At 56.0% G+C, this 19,884-nt stretch carries 18 protein-coding genes and 2 pseudogenes; 7 read left to right on the top strand and 13 right to left on the bottom strand.

Going from position 1 to position 19,884, the window contains the following annotated elements; genetic code table 11:
- Positions 1 to 715: 715 nt before the first annotated feature.
- Positions 716 to 1,003 (bottom strand): hypothetical protein, encoded by a 288-nt coding sequence (locus tag NL154_RS28645; protein WP_430961122.1) that lies wholly within the window; start codon positions 1,001 to 1,003, stop codon positions 716 to 718.
- Between the two features lie 543 nt (positions 1,004 to 1,546).
- Between NL154_RS28645 and NL154_RS28640 the strand changes: the two genes are divergently transcribed.
- From NL154_RS28640 to NL154_RS28625, 4 genes and pseudogenes are all read left to right on the top strand, one after another.
- Positions 1,547 to 1,765, top strand: coding sequence for a hypothetical protein (locus NL154_RS28640; RefSeq protein WP_430961123.1), 219 nt, complete (start codon positions 1,547 to 1,549; stop codon positions 1,763 to 1,765).
- A 1,297-nt stretch (positions 1,766 to 3,062) separates the two neighbouring features.
- The gene (gene hisC / locus NL154_RS28635; RefSeq protein WP_430961124.1) at positions 3,063 to 4,169 is read left to right on the top strand and encodes a histidinol-phosphate transaminase; all 1,107 of its coding nucleotides are present in this window, start codon (positions 3,063 to 3,065) and stop codon (positions 4,167 to 4,169) included.
- A gap of 362 nt (positions 4,170 to 4,531) precedes the next feature.
- On the top strand, positions 4,532 to 5,560 hold the full coding sequence (locus NL154_RS28630; protein ID WP_430961125.1) for an LLM class flavin-dependent oxidoreductase: 1,029 nt from the start codon (positions 4,532 to 4,534) through the stop codon (positions 5,558 to 5,560).
- A 416-nt stretch (positions 5,561 to 5,976) separates the two neighbouring features.
- A pseudogene (locus tag NL154_RS28625) lies at positions 5,977 to 6,464 on the top strand (MucR family transcriptional regulator).
- A gap of 5 nt (positions 6,465 to 6,469) precedes the next feature.
- Here NL154_RS28625 and NL154_RS28620 read toward each other — a convergent pair.
- Both NL154_RS28620 and NL154_RS28615 read right to left on the bottom strand, forming a co-directional pair.
- Positions 6,470 to 6,589 carry an AbrB family transcriptional regulator gene (locus NL154_RS28620; protein ID WP_434734556.1) on the bottom strand — a complete coding sequence of 40 codons (120 nt, stop codon included), beginning with the start codon at positions 6,587 to 6,589 and terminating at the stop codon, positions 6,470 to 6,472.
- Between the two features lie 332 nt (positions 6,590 to 6,921).
- A protein-coding gene (locus NL154_RS28615; protein WP_434734541.1) for an IS3 family transposase occupies positions 6,922 to 8,024 on the bottom strand; the annotation gives its coding sequence in 2 pieces (ribosomal slippage) (positions 6,922 to 7,763 and positions 7,763 to 8,024; 1,104 coding nt in all).
- Between the two features lie 95 nt (positions 8,025 to 8,119).
- Here NL154_RS28615 and NL154_RS28610 point away from each other — a divergent pair.
- Positions 8,120 to 9,312, top strand: a protein-coding gene (locus tag NL154_RS28610) for an IS3 family transposase (protein WP_434734555.1) whose coding sequence is annotated in 2 segments (ribosomal slippage) — positions 8,120 to 8,372 and positions 8,372 to 9,312 — 1,194 coding nt in all. Because the reading frame shifts where the segments join, the coding sequence is not laid out codon by codon here.
- A gap of 43 nt (positions 9,313 to 9,355) precedes the next feature.
- Positions 9,356 to 10,458 (top strand): IS3 family transposase gene (locus NL154_RS28605; protein ID WP_430961217.1). Its coding sequence is split into 2 segments (ribosomal slippage): positions 9,356 to 9,617 and positions 9,617 to 10,458, totalling 1,104 coding nucleotides; the frame shifts between segments, so codons are not numbered across the junction.
- Positions 10,459 to 10,808: 350 nt separating this feature from the next.
- Here NL154_RS28605 and NL154_RS28600 read toward each other — a convergent pair.
- Positions 10,809 to 11,030: a hypothetical protein gene (locus NL154_RS28600; RefSeq protein WP_430960997.1), complete on the bottom strand. Its 222-nt coding sequence runs from the start codon at positions 11,028 to 11,030 to the stop codon at positions 10,809 to 10,811.
- Positions 11,031 to 11,159: 129 nt separating this feature from the next.
- Here NL154_RS28600 and NL154_RS28595 point away from each other — a divergent pair.
- Positions 11,160 to 11,273, top strand: a pseudogene (locus NL154_RS28595) (transposase domain-containing protein); the annotation flags it as partial.
- Positions 11,274 to 11,732: 459 nt separating this feature from the next.
- Here the strand turns inward: NL154_RS28595 and nifT are convergent.
- From nifT to NL154_RS28550, 9 genes are all read right to left on the bottom strand, one after another.
- Positions 11,733 to 11,975 (bottom strand): putative nitrogen fixation protein NifT, encoded by a 243-nt coding sequence (gene nifT / locus NL154_RS28590; RefSeq protein WP_430960998.1) that lies wholly within the window; start codon positions 11,973 to 11,975, stop codon positions 11,733 to 11,735.
- A complete protein-coding gene (locus NL154_RS28585) occupies positions 11,972 to 12,298 on the bottom strand; it encodes a nitrogen fixation protein NifZ (RefSeq protein WP_430960999.1) in 327 nt (108 codons plus the stop codon). Before NL154_RS28585 ends, nifT begins: the two co-directional genes overlap by 4 nt.
- Positions 12,299 to 12,378: 80 nt before the next feature.
- A complete protein-coding gene (locus NL154_RS28580) occupies positions 12,379 to 12,573 on the bottom strand; it encodes a 4Fe-4S binding protein (RefSeq protein ID WP_069456679.1) in 195 nt (64 codons plus the stop codon).
- Between the two features lie 34 nt (positions 12,574 to 12,607).
- The gene (nifB, locus tag NL154_RS28575; protein WP_434734554.1) at positions 12,608 to 14,089 is read right to left on the bottom strand and encodes a nitrogenase cofactor biosynthesis protein NifB; all 1,482 of its coding nucleotides are present in this window, start codon (positions 14,087 to 14,089) and stop codon (positions 12,608 to 12,610) included.
- 224 nt (positions 14,090 to 14,313) lie between these two features.
- Positions 14,314 to 15,960, bottom strand: coding sequence for a nif-specific transcriptional activator NifA (gene nifA / locus NL154_RS28570; RefSeq protein ID WP_430961001.1), 1,647 nt, complete (start codon positions 15,958 to 15,960; stop codon positions 14,314 to 14,316).
- Positions 15,961 to 16,156: 196 nt separating this feature from the next.
- Complete coding sequence (locus tag NL154_RS28565; protein ID WP_430961002.1) at positions 16,157 to 16,450, bottom strand: ferredoxin family protein; 294 nt, start codon at positions 16,448 to 16,450, stop codon at positions 16,157 to 16,159.
- Positions 16,451 to 16,463: 13 nt separating this feature from the next.
- Positions 16,464 to 17,771 (bottom strand): FAD-dependent oxidoreductase, encoded by a 1,308-nt coding sequence (locus NL154_RS28560; RefSeq protein ID WP_430961003.1) that lies wholly within the window; start codon positions 17,769 to 17,771, stop codon positions 16,464 to 16,466.
- An 11-nt stretch (positions 17,772 to 17,782) separates the two neighbouring features.
- Complete coding sequence (locus NL154_RS28555; RefSeq protein ID WP_416068586.1) at positions 17,783 to 18,895, bottom strand: electron transfer flavoprotein subunit alpha/FixB family protein; 1,113 nt, start codon at positions 18,893 to 18,895, stop codon at positions 17,783 to 17,785.
- A 17-nt stretch (positions 18,896 to 18,912) separates the two neighbouring features.
- A complete protein-coding gene (locus NL154_RS28550) occupies positions 18,913 to 19,764 on the bottom strand; it encodes an electron transfer flavoprotein subunit beta/FixA family protein (RefSeq protein WP_430961004.1) in 852 nt (283 codons plus the stop codon).
- Between the last annotated feature and the right edge of the window lie 120 nt (positions 19,765 to 19,884).

Below are 19,884 nucleotides of genomic sequence, written 5' to 3'. Positions count from 1 at the left end.
CGGCCACGGCCCTCGGCCTCTGTCTTTTTGCGAACGATACGGTGCGCGATTACGGCTCGACTGCGCGGCCTGAGCCCGGCGTTCTCATGGATGTTCTTCCGTTCCCCCGAGAATCGCGCATGCAACTGGAATATCATTCACCGTACCGCAGACCGACCGCCAACGCCTGGCCGATCAGAGACGCAACTCGCCGCAGAGTCACGTCTGGTGCGGCGAGATCACCTGGTGAGTGCCAACACGCTAGGCACGCTCTAGATCATGCGCCAGACCAGCAAGTCGAAGACCTGATGCGGCGCTGAACGTTTCGCGCGGCCGGCGTGCGCCTCGGCTACGTGCTTGCAGATGGCGGTTATGTGATAGCTCGCTTTCAAGCGATTTCCACACCCGCTGTCGATTGCGCGCCCACAGCCCCCACATTCCACATGGCCCCACGACATCACTGACCGCCTCATGTATTTCTCCACCTCTCGCCCAGCTGTTCATAGCTACGTCCATCGAACCATAGCACATGCCAAACAGAAAAAGTGCGATCGCCAGTCGCAGTCGCAGTATTGTCGGCGCAAGCCTATGTTGTCACAACCTTTCAGGCCCCAGTATACGTTCATTTCCTTGTTACTGCCGTGGTGGCCGGTGGGATCCTGCCGCAATGACTTGTTGGACAAGGTACGCTGTCCCAGATCGGCTTCAGTCGCGACAAGTGACGTCAACAACTCACTCAGTCCCGGTCCAGTACGATTTTCAATGACCTGAGGACGTCGGCTGCGTCGATGAGAGCGTCCCGGACTTGTTCCGGCGGCAGGTCGCGAACGCGCTCCGAGCATAACCTGAGATCAATCAGAACGTCTCGAGCACTGTGTATTCCTGCGACGCTTGTCTGCCTACGCATGTCGCGGATGGTATCGATTGATCGGTCTAAGAGGCGGCTTACCTCATAGTGCGTGAGTTTCTCTACGCCGTTTGCAGCCCTGATCAGCTCTGCAATAAAATCCGTCTTTAAGCTCATGGTCCAAATCCTGCCGGCTCATTCTTGAGACAACTGTGCCGAGTCTCGCGGCGGTGCTAAATGTTCCTCCGGCCTACATGCGATTCTAGTTGTAACATTGGGGAAGACGGGTCCTCCGCATGGTACAATCCGCGCTCTGCATTAATCAAGCCGCGTGTCTCAAGAGCGGCGACTCGGCCTTGTCGGGGGTTTTTGAGTCACTGAATGTCTTCTCGCACTCGCGCAAACGGACAGGAGGTACGTCAACGATGGCGATACACTGACCAGTCTGCTTTAGCCCCGCAAAAGCCTGAGTTTCCTGCAAGAATAAGGCCCCTCGAGGGAACATCATCATCTGTGACAAACACCGAATCGATGGGTCGATTACCGGTTGGCAGCATTGGAAATGCGCAGCAGCGTCCCAATGGTATCGATGGAGAATGATATGACTTGCTTCCGTCATTACCCGCAGACGATTTTCCCGCCAAGAGGCTGTGGGTACCGGCCAAGAATGGTGAAGGCTGTTAGACCATCCCGCAGTCCTTGCTCATCCAGGAATAGCCAATGCGACTCGTCAAAGTGGACCATCTGAGTAACCGCACAACCGAGCAAGTCACTGATCGGCTCAATACCGACGGCGCCGACAAGCTCAACAGCTCGAAGAGCGCAGTTCTGGATAAACTGTTTTTCACGGCATCGCACCCTGAAACGGCGGGCGGATGTGCGCCACGATCCCTGTCGCTGTTTCCGTCGCCGTCAGTCCTGTGCGACAAATGGCCCTGAACTGCGGCATTTGATCTGCTATGTCGCGCCGCCTTCGCGCGCAATCATGTTTTATGCCACACGCAAGATAACCGCCCTGTTCTGCGGATTGTAAGGAACGAAACGTAAGCGATCATGAGACCACCAAGAGGCACCGTATGGCTGCCGAACGCTTGGCTTCCGGGAGCCGATTGGGCTGATCGCTACGAGATCCTCGCTCTGGCCCAACGGGTGACAGCAGCTGAGGCGGCCCGGCGAGCGCTTGGTAGCGCACCCCGCTCGGTGCGAAACATTCTGAATTTTCGAAACCGCCTCATGCCGTTGGTCGGTCTGAACGCAACCGCGGACACGAGGCATTTCGACCTGGTCGCCAGCTCCCACTAGTGCACAGCGACGACTGCCAAACATTCGGCTATGATGACCCTCACCTGCTTTTTCGCCTGATCTTGGATGTCGCTGAAGGGCCGGCTGATGGCCAGATGTCGGCATGACCACCCTGGTGCGCCGCAGGAGCCTTACCGGGTGGCTCTATCTTGCGGCTGCCATTCGCTTTCATAAGACGATTATCCCGCCCTTGCTCACGGTGGTTGAACGCCTCTGCTGAAACAGCCCAGTTGTTCGGCGACAGTGGAATTCGTCCAAGTGGAAGGCGCCGCGCGATACGTACTCAAAAACGTCCGCATTCCTCTACCAGCCGAAGCGCCTCCGTTCGCCTTCCATTTTCCAAAGCGCGCGGGACGCATCGCTCGCCGGCTGTGGAAAGCATTATGAAAACAACAACTCTGATCATCCTGCGTGGAGATGCTCAGCGGAATCTCAAAGCGGAAACAGATTCAACTCGTCCACACGTTTTTCGCGAACCTGCGATCACAAGCTCCGGCAAGCGGAGTAGTGAACGGGTAAAGCAGTGGCCGGCATTGTGGGGATACACCACATCGCTGCAGTTACTCACTACCGTGAGCTCTTGCTTCGCCATGCACCACACGTAGTTACCTCTGAGTCGGGCCACCAACGGACCCCCTCGTCAGTGTCGAGACAATTTCGTCCAGGCACTTGAGCTCGGGTCGAGGCGCTCGAGCAGAGCCACTGTGTCTTCAACGCCCAACACATGAGTGATCGTCCTAATCCAAGTATGTTTTTCATATTCATCGCATCTATGGCTGCGATGCAAATAAACGATTTTGCTTGAGCGGCAGACCTGAACTAGAAGAATCGTGCATTGAGTTTTTAGGCCAGTAACCGCACGGCGCCTGATAATTGACTCGCGGTGAATGGCTGAGATAGCGACTATCCTCTGCGACTGCAAAAGAGAAGAACTATGTCTGATACCAAACTGCAACGCGTGCTTTCGTCTCTTTCAGAATTGTATAGACAGCTAAATCCTCTTCCGTCAGGTCCGGGACCAGATGCCGACTGCGTCAAACTAAACACAAACGAGAATCCATTTGCCTTGCCGGCAGCGGTGATGCAGAGCGCTGTTGCTGCTCTCGAACGGCAGTATCTATATCCGGAGGATGATAACGTCAGCTTGAGGGAAGCAGCTGCCGCATCCTATAACCTTTCCCCGGATCAGGTGATCGCCGGCAATGGGTCCTCCGAACTTCTTTCGCTTCTATACAGAGCATTCCTTGATCCCGGTGACAGCGTCGCAATGTTGTCACCTGGCTTTGCATACAACCACAAGCTCGCGCTGCTGCAAGGTGCTCGATTGCTTGAAATCAGATCCGGCGAGCCTTGCTCGTTGCCGATACACAAACTGCTTTTCGGTCCTGCAAAGAAGGCCAAGTTCATTCTCTTGGCTAATCCGAACAATCCTACCGGCACTTTTGCCCCGATTGCCGATATTGAAAGCCTCGTCGCACAGTCTGACCGGTTGATCGTGCTGGACGAAGCCTATGTTGACTTTGCGCCTGACAGTGCTCTCCGTTTAATTGACCGCTATTCGAACCTTCTGATATTACGAACGTTCTCCAAGAGCTATGCGGCGGCCGGCATTCGCGTTGGCTTCGGCTTTGGCCATCCTGAGGTTATAGGGCGGCTGCGCAATCTCCAGAACATGTTCAACATGAATGTGATCGCCCATGCGGTCGGCGTCAGCATCCTTGCTCACCGCACGGACTACGAGGAGAACCGTAGACAGATTAAGTTTGAGAGAGAGCGCGTGAGGTTCGCACTGTCGCAACTTGGGTTCTCTGTAGCGCCGTCTCATGCGAATTTCCTGCTGGCCCGCGTGCCATCAGGGCGAGACGGCGCTTGGTGGCAAACCTACTTGAAGCAAAAAAAGATACTAGTGGCCGTACTCCCTGATGAGGGTCTGGAAGATTGCATTCGCGTTAGCATCGGGACAAAATTGCAAATGGATGCATTCCTTGAGGCTGTCGATGAGATTTTGGGAGCTGAGAGCTCCACACGATGGGCCGTTTAGCAGCTACATTCCGTTCTGTGCGAATGATGGCAGCAATAAGACAGAGAGCAACGATTGCAAGATCTCCCCACGGCGTTGGCCAGCTCTACCACTCCCTGGGGAAGGAGGCTGTTGCATGGCCCGCTTGCACGTGTCTACGTCGTGTTCTCCAGCCGTCAAACTGCAGAACCAGCATACAGTCGCGAAGGCAATGAAGCTTTTCACGGCAGAAGCACACTAAAGATGTTGAGCAACGGCCGGGCGTGCAAGGACGTGTGGCCCGGACTCTGCATCAGTAGTGATGTCCGGCCAAGAAAAGCCCTGAATCTAATTTCGCTTGAATCAAGGTCCGGAGCTCTCGGAACAAAGTCGGAGACGGTTTAATGAGAAAAGCCCTTCCTTCAAACCTAACTTTCGGTATATTCGACCATCTGGACGAGGATGGTAACGACGTTGCACGACAATACGCAGACCGTCTCAAGCTGGCGGAAGCGTATGATCGGCTCGGCTTTTATGCTTACCATGTCGCGGAGCACCATTGCTCGCCGCATGGAAGAGGCCCATCACCAAACCTGTTCTTATCGAGTGTCGCGCAGCGCACCCGTCACCTTCGTCTCGGCCCCCTCACCATGCTGCTTAGCCTTTGTCATCCGCTGCGTGCATTTGAGGAGATCTGCATGCTTGACCATTTGAGCGGTGGCAGGGTCGAGTTGGGGATAGGCCGCGGCTCCCTTCCGATCGAGCTAGCTTACTTCGGGATTGGTGCGGACGCAGTGCCAGGACGATATCTCGAAGCCAGCGAAATCCTGATGGAGGCGATGAGGGGCGGCACTCTTTCTTACCGCGGCCACCATTTTAAGCTAAACGATGTTCCTTTGACCCTGAAGCCTCATCAGCGCCCGCACCCGCCGACATGGATCGCCACCAACAAACCCGAGTCTGCACGCTGGGCCGCTGCAAACGGCGCGAACATCGCGTCCCTAGGTCCTGCCTCATTCGTTCGCAAGGTCACCGACGCCTTCCGCTGCGAGAAAGGACACAACAGTTACGCGAACGACCAGGCGCCATTCCTCGGACTGCTTCGCATGATTGTGGTCGGGCAGTCTGCAGACCATGCATATTCGCTCGCCGCTCCTGCTTTCGAACGATGGCTTGAAACTTTCAAATTCCTGTACGTTCTAAATGAAATCCCGGTTCCGCCGAATCTCCCCTTGAGCTTCGATGCAGCAATCGAAAGTGAATTGTGCGTGGTGGGAACGGCGGATTTTGTCCGACGGGCTCTGCTAGATCAGGTGGAAGAGGCGGGAGCAAACTATCTCCTTTGTCAGGTGGCTTTTGGGAGCCTGCCCTTGGACGCTTCGCTGTACACCGCGAGGATGCTTCAATCCGAACTCATGGATCGGGTTGGCTGAGTACCATGGTGCCTTGTCGAACTCAGATATGCGGAAACGCACTTCTTTCTCTCCCCATGCGTGGCGCAGTCCATATGCTTGATTAAGGTCAGGTCCGAAACGGGTGTTCCTTATCTGCGAGTTGAATGTTGAATGGCCGTCATGCGCGATCAAGAAGCGGGTTTGAGCACGAGGCGCGGAGGAAGAGGGGAAGTGGTTTTAACGCCAGAATACTGATAGTGACGTACGGCGCGCGGGCATGAAAGTCCACGCCAATGAAACGATTGGCAAGGCTGGAGGGGACAACCGCACTGTTGTCCGACGCATTCTTTGCGTTCTCGATTAACCCAGTGGTCAAGTTTTCGGTCGGATGCCTTTGCATTAACTTGGCCGAACTCTACTAGGCACAAATTGACGGGCGAAGAGCAATTAGCAAAATGCGTTCGAACGCCAATGAGCGGCAACTCAAGCTTGCCGGCAAGATCGTCGCGGCTTATCTAATCCGCAATGTCGTCTCGATCAACGATTTGCCGCATGTGATTCAGCAAACCCATGCGGCGCTGAGGAGTGCCTCTCGAATATTCCAAGGCAAGGAGGAGCCTGTCGTCGGAAAGCGGCGCCCCGCAGTGCCGATCAGGAAAGCGGTCGCCGAGGACTTCATCATCTGCTTGGAAGATGGCAAAAAGTTCAAGCTGCTGCGGCGGCACCTGATGGCAAATACGGTCTGACGCCGGAACAATACCGCTGCAAATTGGGACTCCCGGCCGATAACCCGATGATCGCCCCGAGCTATTCTCGTCAGCGCTCCCAGCTTGCTGCGTCAAGATGGAGTAGGACGGGGACGAACGTCCCATCCACCGTCCGCACGGGCCCACCCATTTCAGCGATCATGGAACCCGCATGGCCCTTGCAAGAGCTTTTCTGAACTCCTTAGCGCTTCACCCATCGAAACACGGCAGCCGCTCCCGCTACTATTAGAAAGAGACGGACGATATGGTGGAGAACAACGAACGGGACCTCGACGCCAAGCGAGAGAGCGATGACGCTCATCTCGGCGACACCTCCCGGCGAGTAGGCGAGCGCGAGGGAGGCGAACCGGTCTCAACGTTCATCCATTGCAAAGATCAAACCAACCCTCCATAGTTGCGCTCAATGTAAGGGTTGGGTTGTGATGCTTAGACAAACTTACGATCCGAAGGTGACGCGAGAACTCGCGGTAATGAAGGTTACATTCCCTTTGATTGGATTTGTGATCTGCGTCGCCATTCTTGGCCTTTATTGACCTGCCACGGGTAATTTCCTCCAGAATGGATTAGAGTCCGGCCCATTGTGAACCGCCCCCAAACGTTGGACCAGCGAAGGCTGGAGTTTTCCGGCTTCTTTCAGGGAGGCGGGCTGGTTGCGCTTCCCGAATTTATCAGCGATATCGGCACCTTGTTGCCGATCGCGCCATGAGGCCGTTCTTCGTTATAGTATCTAAGCCAATCCTCCATCTTTTCGCGGGCATCCGCAAGGGTCAGAAACCAGTGTTGGTTCAGGCATTCGGCGCGGAAGCGGCCGTTGAACGCTTCTATAAAGGCGTTGTCGGTCGGTTTTCCAGGGCGTGAGAAGTCCAACGTGACGCCCTTAGCATAGGCCCAGAGATCGAGATCGCGAGACACGAACTCGGTCCCCTGATCGACACGGATCGTCTTGGGATAGCCAACGTTCCGGCATACTCGTTCCAAGGTTTGCACGACATCTTCACCTCGATAGCTGTGACGCGGATCGAGCACCGGCACATAGCGTGAGAAGGTATCCACCACCGTGAGCACCCGCAGTTTCTTGCCGGTCGCGAGTTGGTCGTGAACGAAGTCCATAGCCCAGACATCGTTCGGACCGACTGCCATTTGCCGACCTTCCCTCAGCTTGGCTTTGACCCGGCGTTTCGGTGTCTTATTACGCAATTGCAGGCCCAAGTCCCTGTAAATGCGGTAGGTCCGCTTGATGTTGGTACCCCAACCCTCGCGTTCCAACAGTACCTGCACACGACGATAACCGTAGCGGACACGGGTCTCACAGATCTCACGGATACGACGTTCCAGACCGGCCTGATCGGCACGACGAGAGGTGTAGTGGTAGGTTGACCGATCGAAGTTCAGCGCCCCACAGGCACGCCGGATCGAGATCGCCCAATCCCGGCACATGCCCTTCACCATCTCCCGCTTGCGAGCAGGCCTTAGAGCTTTCGGCGAATGACGTCCTGCAGCATCTCACGATCGAGCGTCAGGTCCGCGACAATCTTCTTCAGCCGCGAATTCTCGTCCTCGAGCTGCTTCAGCTTCTTCATCTCCGGCGGCAACATGCCGGCATATTTTTTCTTCCAGTTGAAATAGGTCGCCTGGCTGATCCCCGCCTTGCGGCAGATCTCTGCAACGGGCACACCTTCGTCGCCTTGCTTCAGAATGAACGCCTTCTGGGCGTCCGAAAACTGCGATGCCTTCATCGTCTTCCGTTCCTTTCCCAGCCAGGAAAATGCACCGGAAACTCTAACCAAAACTGGTCCAGTTTGAAGGGTTCAGATCAATTGAGGACGGACACATGAAGAAGCAGAGATTTACAGAAGAGCAGATTATTTTGGTGCTGAAGGAGCAGGAGGCGGGCGCGAAGGTGGCCGACTTGTGCCGCAAGCACGGGATTTCAGACGCGACCTTTTATAACTGGAAAGCCAAATACGGCGGCATGGAAGTCTCCGAGGCGAAGCGACTGAAGGCGCTCGAAGAGGAGAATGCCAAGCTGAAGAAACTGCTGGCCGAACAGATGCTGGATGTGGCCGCACTCCGCGAGCTTCTCGCAAAAAAATGGTAGGGCCTGCCGCCAAGCGTGACGCCGTTGCGCATCTGAGGGACATTATGGGTCTTTCGGAACGGCGGGCCTGCCAGATTGTGTCGGCTGATCGCAAGATGATCCGCTATCGGTCCTGCCGACCGCCGGAGGTCGAATTGCGAACGAAGCTGCGCGATCTGGCCAATGAGCGGCGGCGTTTCGGATACAGACGACTGTTCATTTTGCTTCGGCGTGATGGAGAGCTGTCCGGCGTCAACCGCATCTACCGGCTGTATCGGGAGGAAGGCCTTTCCGTTCGCAAGCGCAAAGCCAGACGGCGTGCCGTGGGTACGCGTGCGCCGATCCTGGTCGAAGCCAAGGCTAATGCCCGCTGGTCTCTGGATTTTGTCCACGACCAGTTCGCCTGCGGACGACGATTTCGGGTGCTCAATATCGTCGATGACGTGACACGTGAATGTCTGGCGGCAATCCCCGATACATCAATCTCGGGACGTCGCGTTGCCCGAGAGCTGACAGCACTCATCGAACGACGCGGCAAGCCCGGCATGATCGTTTCCGACAACGGCACGGAACTCACCTCGAATGCGATCCTCGCGAAGGACCACAAGGTCGAGTGGCACTATATCGCGCCGGGAAAGCCTATGCAGAACGGCTATGTTGAGTCCTTCAATGGCCGGATGCGCGACGAGTTGCTCAACGAAAGTCTGTTCTTCGGCCTCGATCATGCTCGTAGTGCCATTGCCGAATGGGCCGACGATTATAACAATTTCCGGCCACACTCGTCGCTCGGATACCAAACCCCGGCAGTCTATGCCGGGACCATCGCCGCAACCGGCTCCAACGCTGCGCAAGATGAAAGCTACGCGTTTCCGCCGGTTGCTACCAACGCGCCATTCGGCGTATCAGAAAATGATCTGAACCCTTCAAACTGGACCAGTTTTGGTTAGAGTTTCCGGTGCATTTTCCTGGCTGGGAAAGGAACGGAAGACGATGAAGGCATCGCAGTTTTCGGACGCCCAGAAGGCGTTCATTCTGAAGCAAGGCGACGAAGGTGTGCCCGTTGCAGAGATCTGCCGCAAGGCGGGGATCAGCCAGGCGACCTATTTCAACTGGAAGAAAAAATATGCCGGCATGTTGCCGCCGGAGATGAAGAAGCTGAAGCAGCTCGAGGACGAGAATTCGCGGCTGAAGAAGATTGTCGCGGACCTGACGCTCGATCGTGAGATGCTGCAGGACGTCATTCGCCGAAAGCTCTAAGGCCTGCTCGCAAGCGGGAGATGGTGAAGGGCATGTGCCGGGATTGGGCGATCTCGATCCGGCGTGCCTGTGGGGCGCTGAACTTCGATCGGTCAACCTACCACTACACCTCTCGTCGTGCCGATCAGGCCGGTCTGGAACGTCGTATCCGTGAGATCTGTGAGACCCGTGTCCGCTACGGTTATCGTCGTGTGCAGGTACTGTTGGAACGCGAGGGTTGGGGTACCAACATCAAGCGGACCTACCGCATTTACAGGGACTTGGGCCTGCAATTGCGTAATAAGACACCGAAACGCCGGGTCAAAGCCAAGCTGAGGGAAGGTCGGCAAATGGCAGTCGGTCCGAACGATGTCTGGGCTATGGACTTCGTTCACGACCAACTCGCGACCGGCAAGAAACTGCGGGTGCTCACGGTGGTGGATACCTTCTCACGCTATGTGCCGGTGCTCGATCCGCGTCACAGCTATCGAGGTGAAGATGTCGTGCAAACCTTGGAACGAGTATGCCGGAACGTTGGCTATCCCAAGACGATCCGTGTCGATCAGGGGACCGAGTTCGTGTCTCGCGATCTCGATCTCTGGGCCTATGCTAAGGGCGTCACGTTGGACTTCTCACGCCCTGGAAAACCGACCGACAACGCCTTTATAGAAGCGTTCAACGGCCGCTTCCGCGCCGAATGCCTGAACCAACACTGGTTTCTGACCCTTGCGGATGCCCGCGAAAAGATGGAGGATTGGCGTAGATACTATAACGAAGAACGGCCTCATGGCGCGATCGGCAACAAGGTGCCGATATCGCTGATAAATTCGGGAAGCGCAACCAGCCCGCCTCCCTGAAAGAAGCCGGAAAACTCCAGCCTTCGCTGGTCCAACGTTTGGGGGCGGTTCAAAAACGCTGGACCTCTAATCGCAGCCGGATGAAAGTTCAGTGGCAGGTCATTATCTATGGCGACTTCATCATTTTGAGCGTTCCGTTGTGACAATAGAGGCCGTTTGGGAAGAGGAAGTCAGTCGTCGTGGCGTGACGGTCATAATGATGGCCGATCTATCTTTTTCAAGGACTACCCCCACCGGGGAGTCCTTGCCGTGTAGATACCAGTTTGAGATCGGGACGCCTCATGATGGATTCAAGGTCGGGGACAGGCTCGACATCGTGCCAGCGACCGGTACTTGCCAACGGGCTGATATCATTGGGCGAAGCGCGCTTCGCTCAAATCCTGCGGGGCATATCCATTGCCAACATGCCAGTCCATCAGGTCTCGAAACAGGCTCAGCGAGCGCCACGTGCATTGCCGACCCAAACCTTCGTTTGACATTTTGGCGGCGTAAACGCCCGCAAACTCCCGATATGGACCGTAGACCAGCTTCCGGTATAGGGCGCTGCGATTCAAATAGTCAGTTGCGTTCAAGTGTCCTCTCCTTCGCGTCAATTGCGACGGAGAGACCCTAAGTTATGCCGACTAGGCGACCGCTATACTGCAGAAAACGTTGGCAAAAACTTGCTTAATCGGCATAGTTCGACGGTCGGCATTAACGGCAAAATGAACAACGTCGATCCGCTCGCCTGGCTCACGCAAACGCTCGAGCGCATCGCCAACGGCTGGCCGAGTTCAGAAATCGACGCGCTGATGCCGTGGAACTACGCCGGCTGAATGGCCTCAGCTTGCCGCTTACAACCATCACACGACCTTCGCAATTCCTCTTGTCCACGGGGATTGGGATGCTACGGCCGAAGACGGTGACACCGTTAATCATCCTGGCCGAACCTTCGCGCTCGACAAATCGCGTCGTCGTCGCGCCGCGAGCGTTAGACTTCAGTTCCCCACGGCGCAGGAAAGGTGCCATTGCGGTAGTCATGGTGAACTCCTTCATTAGAGGGCTTGGGCCCCCAATTGCAGCAACGGGGTCCATTCCATCGGCAGGCGCACTGCGGCAAGTCTAGGGCTTGAGAGTGATGCACCGCCGGCGGCGAAGGACAACGGCTGCTCTACCACGAGCGCAGAGTGTACGTACGAAGCAGATCTGACCTATTCGACGCCACAGGTTCATCCGCGCCGGGTCACGCTGCTTCGGGTCGCGGCTCCGACGACGCCCGGAAGTCAGTGATGATTTCATGATGTTCCTCTTTGGGCTACTATACCAACATCATCGTTCACGATCTTTCTTGCCTCGACGGTGACCGGTAGACGGGTGTCCTTCGGAAGCTCGGGCAGTAGGAGCCGCCAGCCGTTTGCAAGCACCACAAAGCCGCCCCATATGCTTTCGTTCTCAATCTCGACGATCGGCTCTTCAATATCCTTCCTGGGAACATATGCTGATAAGCCATTGTCAGTTCTGCGGATTGTTATTTTCATCTGGCTTTTCCTTCGCTCCGATGCGTGCATTCGGCAGCAGATTTCAGACTTGGGACCTCCTCGAGGCTCATCAGTTCACGCGCACGCATTCCTACGACGATGCCACGATCAATCCATTCGACGGCATAGATGTAAAACTGCTGGAGAAAAGTCCCCACATCGCGCACAAAACCCGCGTCGCCTTTCCTGACGAGGCTTGCTCCGATCTCTTTCCCGGGATAGGTGCCGTCGTTCTTGATGTGACGTGTCGCACAAACCCGCTCACCCGGCATAAACCGCGGAGGATTATGGATTTCGACCTCCTCTTCGCGTCCAACACCCATCGCCATTTCTTTCATCGTTGCGGTTACAGGGAAGACTCATGGCCGGCCGCGCGCGTAAGCCCGGCCATTGCATTCCGGGTTTAAGCCGGCACGCAGGTCTTCGGCATCGGACATACCGAGGCGCATTGCTGTGCCTCGTAAACTCCCTCGCATTCGGTGCACTTGTCAGGGTCAATCACGTACTTCTCGCCCTTCAACTCGATGGCATCGGAAGGACATTCGAACTCGCAGGCACCGCATTGGGTGCATTGGGATGCGATGATTTTGAAGGCCATTGATCAACTCCTGTTTTTGTCTGGATAGGCAAGCTCAAGCTGTTGCCTGCGATAGATCGATGCCATGCTCAGCCGCGTAAAGAGCGCTAATCGCGGCTTCGATGTAATAATAGCCAAAGGCCTCCGTTGCCCGGATCCCAGCTTCCATGAGCTGCTTCTTGGGACAATTTCCAATCTTGGCGCACAACACTACGTCTATGCCTTCGAGTGCAGCAATGATACCACCGAGGGTGCCTTCCTCGCCCCAGCCCCCACGGCAATACGGCTCGATCTTGCGATGCCCCACAAATTTAATCCCTGTCTGCGAGGCTTCATAAACTTGGAACTCCTTCGCATGGCCGAAGTGTTCGTTGATGCGTCCGCCCCCCTTCGTCGCAACAGCCACTTGAAGCGACCCGCGCGTGCTCATTGATGCAAGCGTCGTCATAGCCTGGTTCTTGGCTGCCAAATGGTCATCGAGTATGTGTGCGACCACCTCGCGGTAAGCACGACGCTTGCCACCGTTGTAGCCAAGTTCGGGCGGAATCTGGTCGAGCGTGAACTCCTGGCCGCGATCAGTGCCGAGAAGGCCGACTGCATCGGCACGGCACTGTCGGCAGTGACGCATCAGCTTGGCGCCGCCTTCGAGACGATCCTGAAGCGCCTTCAGTTCGTGCGCATTTGGGCCGCGCTGTCCAGTCAGGCCAAAGCAGGTGCCGTGTGCCGGGTCGGAGATCAGCGGCATGACGTTGTGCAGAAATGCGCCGCGCTCTTTGACCCATTTGTTGACTTCGATCAGGTGCTGGTCATTGACGCCGGGGATCATCACCGAATTAATTTTTGTTAGGATGCCGCGTTCGCTCAGTATCTCAAGCCCCAACATCTGCCGCTCATGCAGGATTTTGGCAGCATCCATACCGGTGTATCGGCGATGACGATAAAAGATCCACGGGTAAATCTTCTCGCCGACTGCAGGGTCAACCATGTTGATGGTGATCGTCACGTGGCTGATGTTCATTTCGGCCAACTGATCGACATGCTCCGGCAGGGCAAGTCCATTAGTGGAAATGCATAGCTTGATGTCCGGGATCTCCCTAGCGACGCGTTCGAAAGTCGCCCTCGTCTTCTCCCAGTCGTAGCAGGCATCGCCCGGACCCGCGATGCCGAGAACGGAAAGCTGCGGCAATTCGTTGGCGACGGCAATCACCTTACGCAGCGCCTGGTCCGGTGTCAGCTTTTCCGAAACGACACCAGGCCGACTTTCGTTGGCGCAATCATATTTACGATTGCAGTAGTTGCATTGGATATTGCAGGCTGGTGCGACTGCGACGTGCATACGCGCAAAATAGTGGTGCGCTTCCTCTGAAAAGCATGGGTGATCCTTGATCTTCTCCCAGGTAGCCGAATCCATGTCGGTTGGCCTCGAGGACAAGCCGCAGGACGAGGATGCGCAGCCACCGGATTTCGCGGTTGTCAGCAACCGCCCAGAGGATGTCGTCTTGGCCAGGCTTTCAAGCGAAATAATCGGTGCACTCATCGAACAGCTCCACTGGTGAGTAAGGTCGTTGTCAGAAATGCAAGCGCTGTGCCAACCAAATAAGACCGTAATTTCAATACGTTGCTGTTTCGTGTTCGATTTGCGACAATTGCTCCGACGCCGTTTTGTCGAAGTCGCGACAATAAGCAGCCAAATTGGACAATAGACCCGCGTGCCTGAGGAAGAGGGGTTGGTCACGCCCAAGATAACGTCGGCTCACCGACTTAGATCTTCTTCACCGGTATACGATGGCGACGTAATGCATAGCCAACTTGCCGCGGTGTGAGGCCCAGAATCCGAGCTGCCTTTGCTTGAACCCAGCCGGCCTTCTCCATAGCACTGATTAGCAACTCTCGGTTGGTTAGATGTGGTGCCACCGTTAAGCCGGCCGGTCCGGTGGAGTAACCGCAGCTGACCGGGGATTCGACCGTTCCATTGAGTGTATTGCCCGCAAGTGGACGGTCAGCGCTTTTCCAGAGCATTGAAGAAAGGCATTGGTCTTTCAGACAGGAGAAATCTGATGGAAGGATCGTCCCCGTACGCGCGAGAGTGGCGGTCCTCCGGACGCAATTTTCAAGCTCTCGGACGTTGCCGGGAAAGTTGCATTTTGACAAGAGCTCGAGCGCAGCTGGCGTGAATGTGAGATCCCGATTGTTTTCTCGGTTGAATCGGTCGAGGAAAACCGTCGCAAGGCGTGAAATATCTCCATTTCGCTCCCTGAGAGGCGGCAAAAATATGGGTACCACATTGATCCGGTAGTAGAGGTCGGCCCTGAACTCCCCATCCGCGACTGCCGCCTCTAGATCCTTGTTCGTGGCGCATATGAGTCGAACGTCCACCTTGAGTGTTTTTGTGCCGCCGACTCGCTCAAGCTCACCCTCCTGCAGGACGCGCAACAGTTTCGCTTGAAAGACCGGCGAAATCTCGCCGATCTCATCGAGCAGCAGGGTTCCACCGTGCGCCAATTCGAAACGACCGGCGCGCTGGGAGATGGCCCCAGTAAAGGCGCCCTTTTCATGTCCAAACAGTTCCGATTCCAGCACGCCTGCAGACAGTGCGGCGCAGTTCAACTTCACGAAGGGCTTCTTTCTTCGAGGTGAAAGCTCGTGAATCGCCTTTGCAAAGAACTCTTTGCCTGTGCCGCTTTCACCCCTGAGAAGTACTGCAGAATTGGTTATTGCAACAACTTTCACGCTTTCGACCACCTGTTTGAGCGAAGGGCTTTCCCCAACGATCCAATCGATTTTTGTGAGGCGCTGGCCAGGTTCGGGGAGTTCCTTCTTGCCTGAACTAGTTTTGCGGGCTTCTTCCTCGCCCAAGGTTGGTTGACCATCGCGGCTCTGGTGGCGATCCAACCGAACGGCCCGGGCCGCAAGGTTGGCAATCATGGACAGGAAACGTACCTCTTCCTCGAATTGTATCCTGGTGCCGCCATCCTGGATGCGGTCGAGCCATAGCGTTCCAAGCGTTTCTTGATCCACCTTCATCGGGACACCAACGAAGGTGGTCGGGCCGGTGGCATTCGAGCTGGTTTGGAGCTCAGCCTGGAACAGGTCCGACTTGCAAGTGTCCGGTACGACCAGTGGCGCGCCTTTTGCGACGATTCTGTCTATTGCAGCCTTCGCCGGAATGCAGCGAGCGCCTTGAGATGCTTGCTCCACGCCAAGCGTTGCAACCATCTCGGGCGCTCCTCCAGCATTCAGAACGACGATTGCGCCGCGCCGCATTGGGAGCATTGCGGAGAGGGCGCTAATGACATTGGCAAGCTTGGTCTCGAGACTGGCTGGACCAATCAAGACTTTCGATACCCGATAGATACCTCTGGCCCAGAAATCCGGTTTGTGCATGGTTTGAGCGGATCGTTCAGTCATACCCTCATTGAGCCCATTGTGCAGCATTTCAGCCTGGAGACACCGTCCGGACCGCTCATGCTCCCAACGAGAACATACCGCGATGCTAATATTATCAGGTGCTTACATCGGCACTTGAGAGTACGCGAATGTAGCCGTCTTGCTCGATAAAAGCGAGATGCTTTTGGGTTTCATGAGGACTAGAGTTAGCTGCTCATTAACCGAATTTGAAGAGGACACCGAATCCACCTCGTGGGTAGCTCCAATCGATATCACCGTTTGCTTCGCACAATACTCTACATGTACCGCACTCCATGCACCCGTCAGCAGTAACTTCCACTTGTCCGTTTTCATTCACCTCATAACATTGGGCTGGGCAGATCCGCGTCAGTGCGAACAAGTTTGCGCTCGGAGACAGATGCGGTCGCACTTTAATATGTGGCCGCCCCGCATCCACCAGATAGCGATTCTGGTAAAGCCTGTCCTCGATGCGAACGAATGGAGCTGTCATCTCGTTTCTCCCTTTAGCGCCAAGCAAGTGCCAAGCGGACCGCGTCGCTGAACAGTCCCCATCGCGAACGTGCCTTGACAAAGGCGGCCGTAGTCGCTTTTTCCTTCTCGATCTTGGGTGTGCCGTCGACGCGCACGAAATTTTGCGCTGCCTTGGACAGCAGCTGCGGGTACGTAAAAAAAAAGTTGCGTGAGTTCGTGTGGAGCAGGGCAGGCATGTCCTTGTATTTTTTAAGGTCTTTCACAACAAAAGATTTGTCCAGCATGGCCTTGTAAAGGGAGAGGTTTTCCTGGGCCATCGAGCATCCTTGGCTCTTGATTATGGATATCGCCTCGCCGGCGATGCGGCCCGACGTCATGGCGAGATTAGAGCCCTCGCGGTGCACGGCATTGTTAAGCTGCCCCGCGTCACCAACCACAACCCAGCCGTTTCCAAAGAGCTGCGGAATTGCCTTGTACCCACCTTCCGGAATCAGGTGCGCCGCATATTCCTTAACCTCCGAGCCCGCAAGTAGTGGGCGGATTGATGGGTGGTCCTTGAAGTCGTCAAGAAGGGTATATGGACTTTCCATGGTCGCTGCGAAATCGGAGACAAGGCAGCCGAAACCGAGTGAGACTGATTCCTTGTTGGTATAAAGAAATCCCAATCCGGCCATTCCGTGCGAGATTGTCCCAGCCGCTTCAATAACACAGCCTTGATCGCCGGTAAGGCCGAAGCGCTCGCGGATGACCTCTTCCGGCAGGAAATGCATTTCCTTGACAGCGAGTGCCACGGCCTCGGGTTTCGGCACCTTACGAAATCCTGCTCTCGTGCCGAGCAGGCCGTTGACACCTTCTGCGAGGACGACCACTTCCCCGTGGATGGGATCACCAGCACGATCGGTGCGTACGCCTATCACCTTGCCCCCGCCATCGAGAACCAGCTCCGTCGCCGTCGTCTCGCACAGAACTGTCGCACCGGCCTCGCGCACTTTGCGCGAAAACCACTTGTCGAACTGGGCGCGAATGATCGTGTAGCGGTTCGGCGTCGGCTCATTAAAATCGTCCGACCGGTAGTGCACTCCAGTGTGCGAAGTGTCGTCCATCAGCCAAAAACGCTGCTCGATTAGATGCCGCTCAAGAGGTGCGTCATCCCGAAAATTCGGAATGATTGTCTCCAGCATGTTGGCGTACAGTATGGCGCCTTGGACGTTCTTGGAGCCCGGGTACTCTCCGCGTTCCAACTGCAGCACCTTTAGGCCGCGTCTTGCCATCGTGTAAGCAGCCGCGTTTCCAGACATACCGGCGCCGACGACGATAGCGTCGAATTTCTCGTTGGTCATAGGGTCCTACCTCAGTTCACTAGTCTGATATGATTGCCCGGTGCCAACCGTCTGATGAAAACTTCCGTCAGTGCCGGCAAAAAACTGACCGCGTCGGCGACAACACCGATATTGGCGAAATCGAAGATTGGCGCGTTCGGATCAGTGTTGATAGCGACTATGAGATCAGCTCCCTCGACGCCAACGCGATGCTGGACCGCGCCCGATATCCCAGCCGCGATATAGAGTTTCGGCCGGATCGTTTTGCCAGTTTGGCCGATCTGCCGATCAGCCGCCATCCACCCCTTTTGCACTAACGGCCGAGAACAGCCATAATCGCCGCCGATCGTTTGCGCGAGATTCTTCAGGAGCTGCAGGTTGTCAGCAGCGCCGAGTCCAAGCCCGCCGGCAACTACTACATCCGCATAGGCGAGATTAGCGTTTTCCGATTGGCCATCGGAAAGGAAACCGACGACTTTCGTGACGATCTCATCCTCGAGCATCCGCAAATCATGCCGGATTACCCGCCCGATTCGCTTGTTTGACCGCTGTGGCATGCGCATGACCCTTGGTCGCACAGTTGCCATCTGAGGACGGCAATTGAGCGTATAGATCGTGCAAAGCAAGGAGCCGCCGAATGTGGGCCGGGTGGCTGCGAGGGAACCGTCGGCATCCACATCAAGTCCAGTGCAGTCGGCTGTGAGCCCCGTCAGCAGTGTGGTAGCTACGGAACCGGCGAGGTCCCGACCGAGCGTCGTCGCGCCGAGAAGCAGAATTTCGGGTTTATAGGTGTTGACGAGATCTGTTAGTGCTTTGGTAAAAGACTCGTTTATATAATCGGTGAGCAGCGGCTTCTCGACGAGGTAGACCAGGTCGGCATCATAGGCGAAAGCCTCAGCGACAGCATGCTGGGTAGAATCTCCGGGCGGCCCGAGAACAACACCCGCGAGCTGCACGCCCAGCTGGTCAGCTAGTCTGCGTCCTTCGCCGAGAAGCTCGAACGAGACCGGGTGGACCTGACCGCGCTCCAGCTCGATGAAAACCCAGACGTGCTGGTAGTTCTTGAAGTGGTCAGGAAGGTTCTTCTTGGTGCCGGCTCGGCCGAGCGCAGCGGGTGGCGGTGCTTTAGTTTTTCGAGTTCCCATTATCTGCTCCTATTTCGTCACGCGCTATCAGCAGAGGAGAGTTCGTGTTGCAGCGCCGGCTGGTGAGTGAAGATGGACGCGACCAGCTCTTTAGCTATGTCGTGCACTCTCTTGTCGGTAGTGTCGATTTGCACCGCTTTTTGTTCTCGCGGGGTTGGAGCGAAGACCCGCTTGACGACCGTCGGTGAACCCCGCAGCCCGCATTTGGTGATGTCTTCAATGCCGGCTTCCTCCGCATTCCACTTGACGATCTCGCTGCGCGCTGCGCGCAAGGCGTCATCAAGTGAGCCGCGGCGAATGACGGTGGTGCCCTCTAGCATGGTGATGAGGCAAGGCAATTTGCTTTTCAGAACGTGCGTTCCGCCTTCCGAGCGGCGCTCGACCGTAATCGCGCGCGCGCTGAGATCTATGGAGGTAATCTTCGCAACATAGGTCAACTGCACGAGGTTCAGGCGCTTTGCTACTCCAGGGCCGACCTGGGCGGTGTCGCCATCGATTGTCTGCTTGCCTGTGAAGACGATATCGGGCGTGTCAAAGCTGTTGCCAATCTGCGATATTGCCTGAGAAAGTGCGAAGGAAGTCGCCAACGTGTCAGAGCCGGCAAAGTGACGGTCAGTCAGGAGTATCGCCCGGTCTGCGCCATAAGTGAGTGCCTTGCGCAGTGCTTCCTCTGCCATGGGCGGGCCCATGGTGAGCACCGTGACTTCGCCGCCATGGAGGTCGCGCACTTTGAGGGCTTCTTCGAGAGCAAACAGGTCGTAAGGGTTTATAATGGTCGGCACGCCTTGGCGCATAATCGTGTTTGTCACGGGATGGACGCGTATCTGCGCTGAGTCCGGTACCTGCTTTATACAGACTACAATGTGCATGAGGTTTCTTTAGCTCCGATCGCATTTGGCCCGAAGGTTTCGCCTGTCTTCAAAGCACCAATCATGCCAACCACATGACTTGTCAGTAACCGACTGGAATTTAAGCATTGTTCGTTTCTG

Origin of the sequence: Rhizobium sp. YTUHZ044 (assembly GCF_051123975.1) — a bacterium.
In the GTDB taxonomy this organism is placed as follows: Bacteria; Pseudomonadota; Alphaproteobacteria; order Rhizobiales; family Rhizobiaceae; genus Rhizobium.
This window is presented reverse-complemented; position numbering and strand designations above follow the sequence as displayed.

Coding starts and splice junctions, on each gene's coding strand:
- NL154_RS28645 (WP_430961122.1), bottom strand. CDS start 1,003: ATGAGCTTAAAGACGGATTTTATTGCAGAGCTGATCAGGGCTGCAAAC.
- NL154_RS28580 (WP_069456679.1), bottom strand. CDS start 12,573: ATGGCCTTCAAAATCATCGCATCCCAATGCACCCAATGCGGTGCCTGC.
- NL154_RS28560 (WP_430961003.1), bottom strand. CDS start 17,771: ATGACCAACGAGAAATTCGACGCTATCGTCGTCGGCGCCGGTATGTCT.
- NL154_RS28585 (WP_430960999.1), bottom strand. CDS start 12,298: ATGGGTGTTGGACGCGAAGAGGAGGTCGAAATCCATAATCCTCCGCGG.
- NL154_RS28565 (WP_430961002.1), bottom strand. CDS start 16,450: ATGACAGCTCCATTCGTTCGCATCGAGGACAGGCTTTACCAGAATCGC.
- NL154_RS28640 (WP_430961123.1), top strand. CDS start 1,547: ATGCGACTCGTCAAAGTGGACCATCTGAGTAACCGCACAACCGAGCAA.
- nifT (WP_430960998.1), bottom strand. CDS start 11,975: ATGAAAATAACAATCCGCAGAACTGACAATGGCTTATCAGCATATGTT.
- NL154_RS28550 (WP_430961004.1), bottom strand. CDS start 19,764: ATGCACATTGTAGTCTGTATAAAGCAGGTACCGGACTCAGCGCAGATA.
- hisC (WP_430961124.1), top strand. CDS start 3,063: ATGTCTGATACCAAACTGCAACGCGTGCTTTCGTCTCTTTCAGAATTG.
- NL154_RS28630 (WP_430961125.1), top strand. CDS start 4,532: ATGAGAAAAGCCCTTCCTTCAAACCTAACTTTCGGTATATTCGACCAT.
- NL154_RS28620 (WP_434734556.1), bottom strand. CDS start 6,589: ATGAGCGTCATCGCTCTCTCGCTTGGCGTCGAGGTCCCGTTCGTTGTT.
- NL154_RS28555 (WP_416068586.1), bottom strand. CDS start 18,895: ATGGGAACTCGAAAAACTAAAGCACCGCCACCCGCTGCGCTCGGCCGA.
- nifA (WP_430961001.1), bottom strand. CDS start 15,960: ATGACTGAACGATCCGCTCAAACCATGCACAAACCGGATTTCTGGGCC.
- nifB (WP_434734554.1), bottom strand. CDS start 14,089: ATGAGTGCACCGATTATTTCGCTTGAAAGCCTGGCCAAGACGACATCC.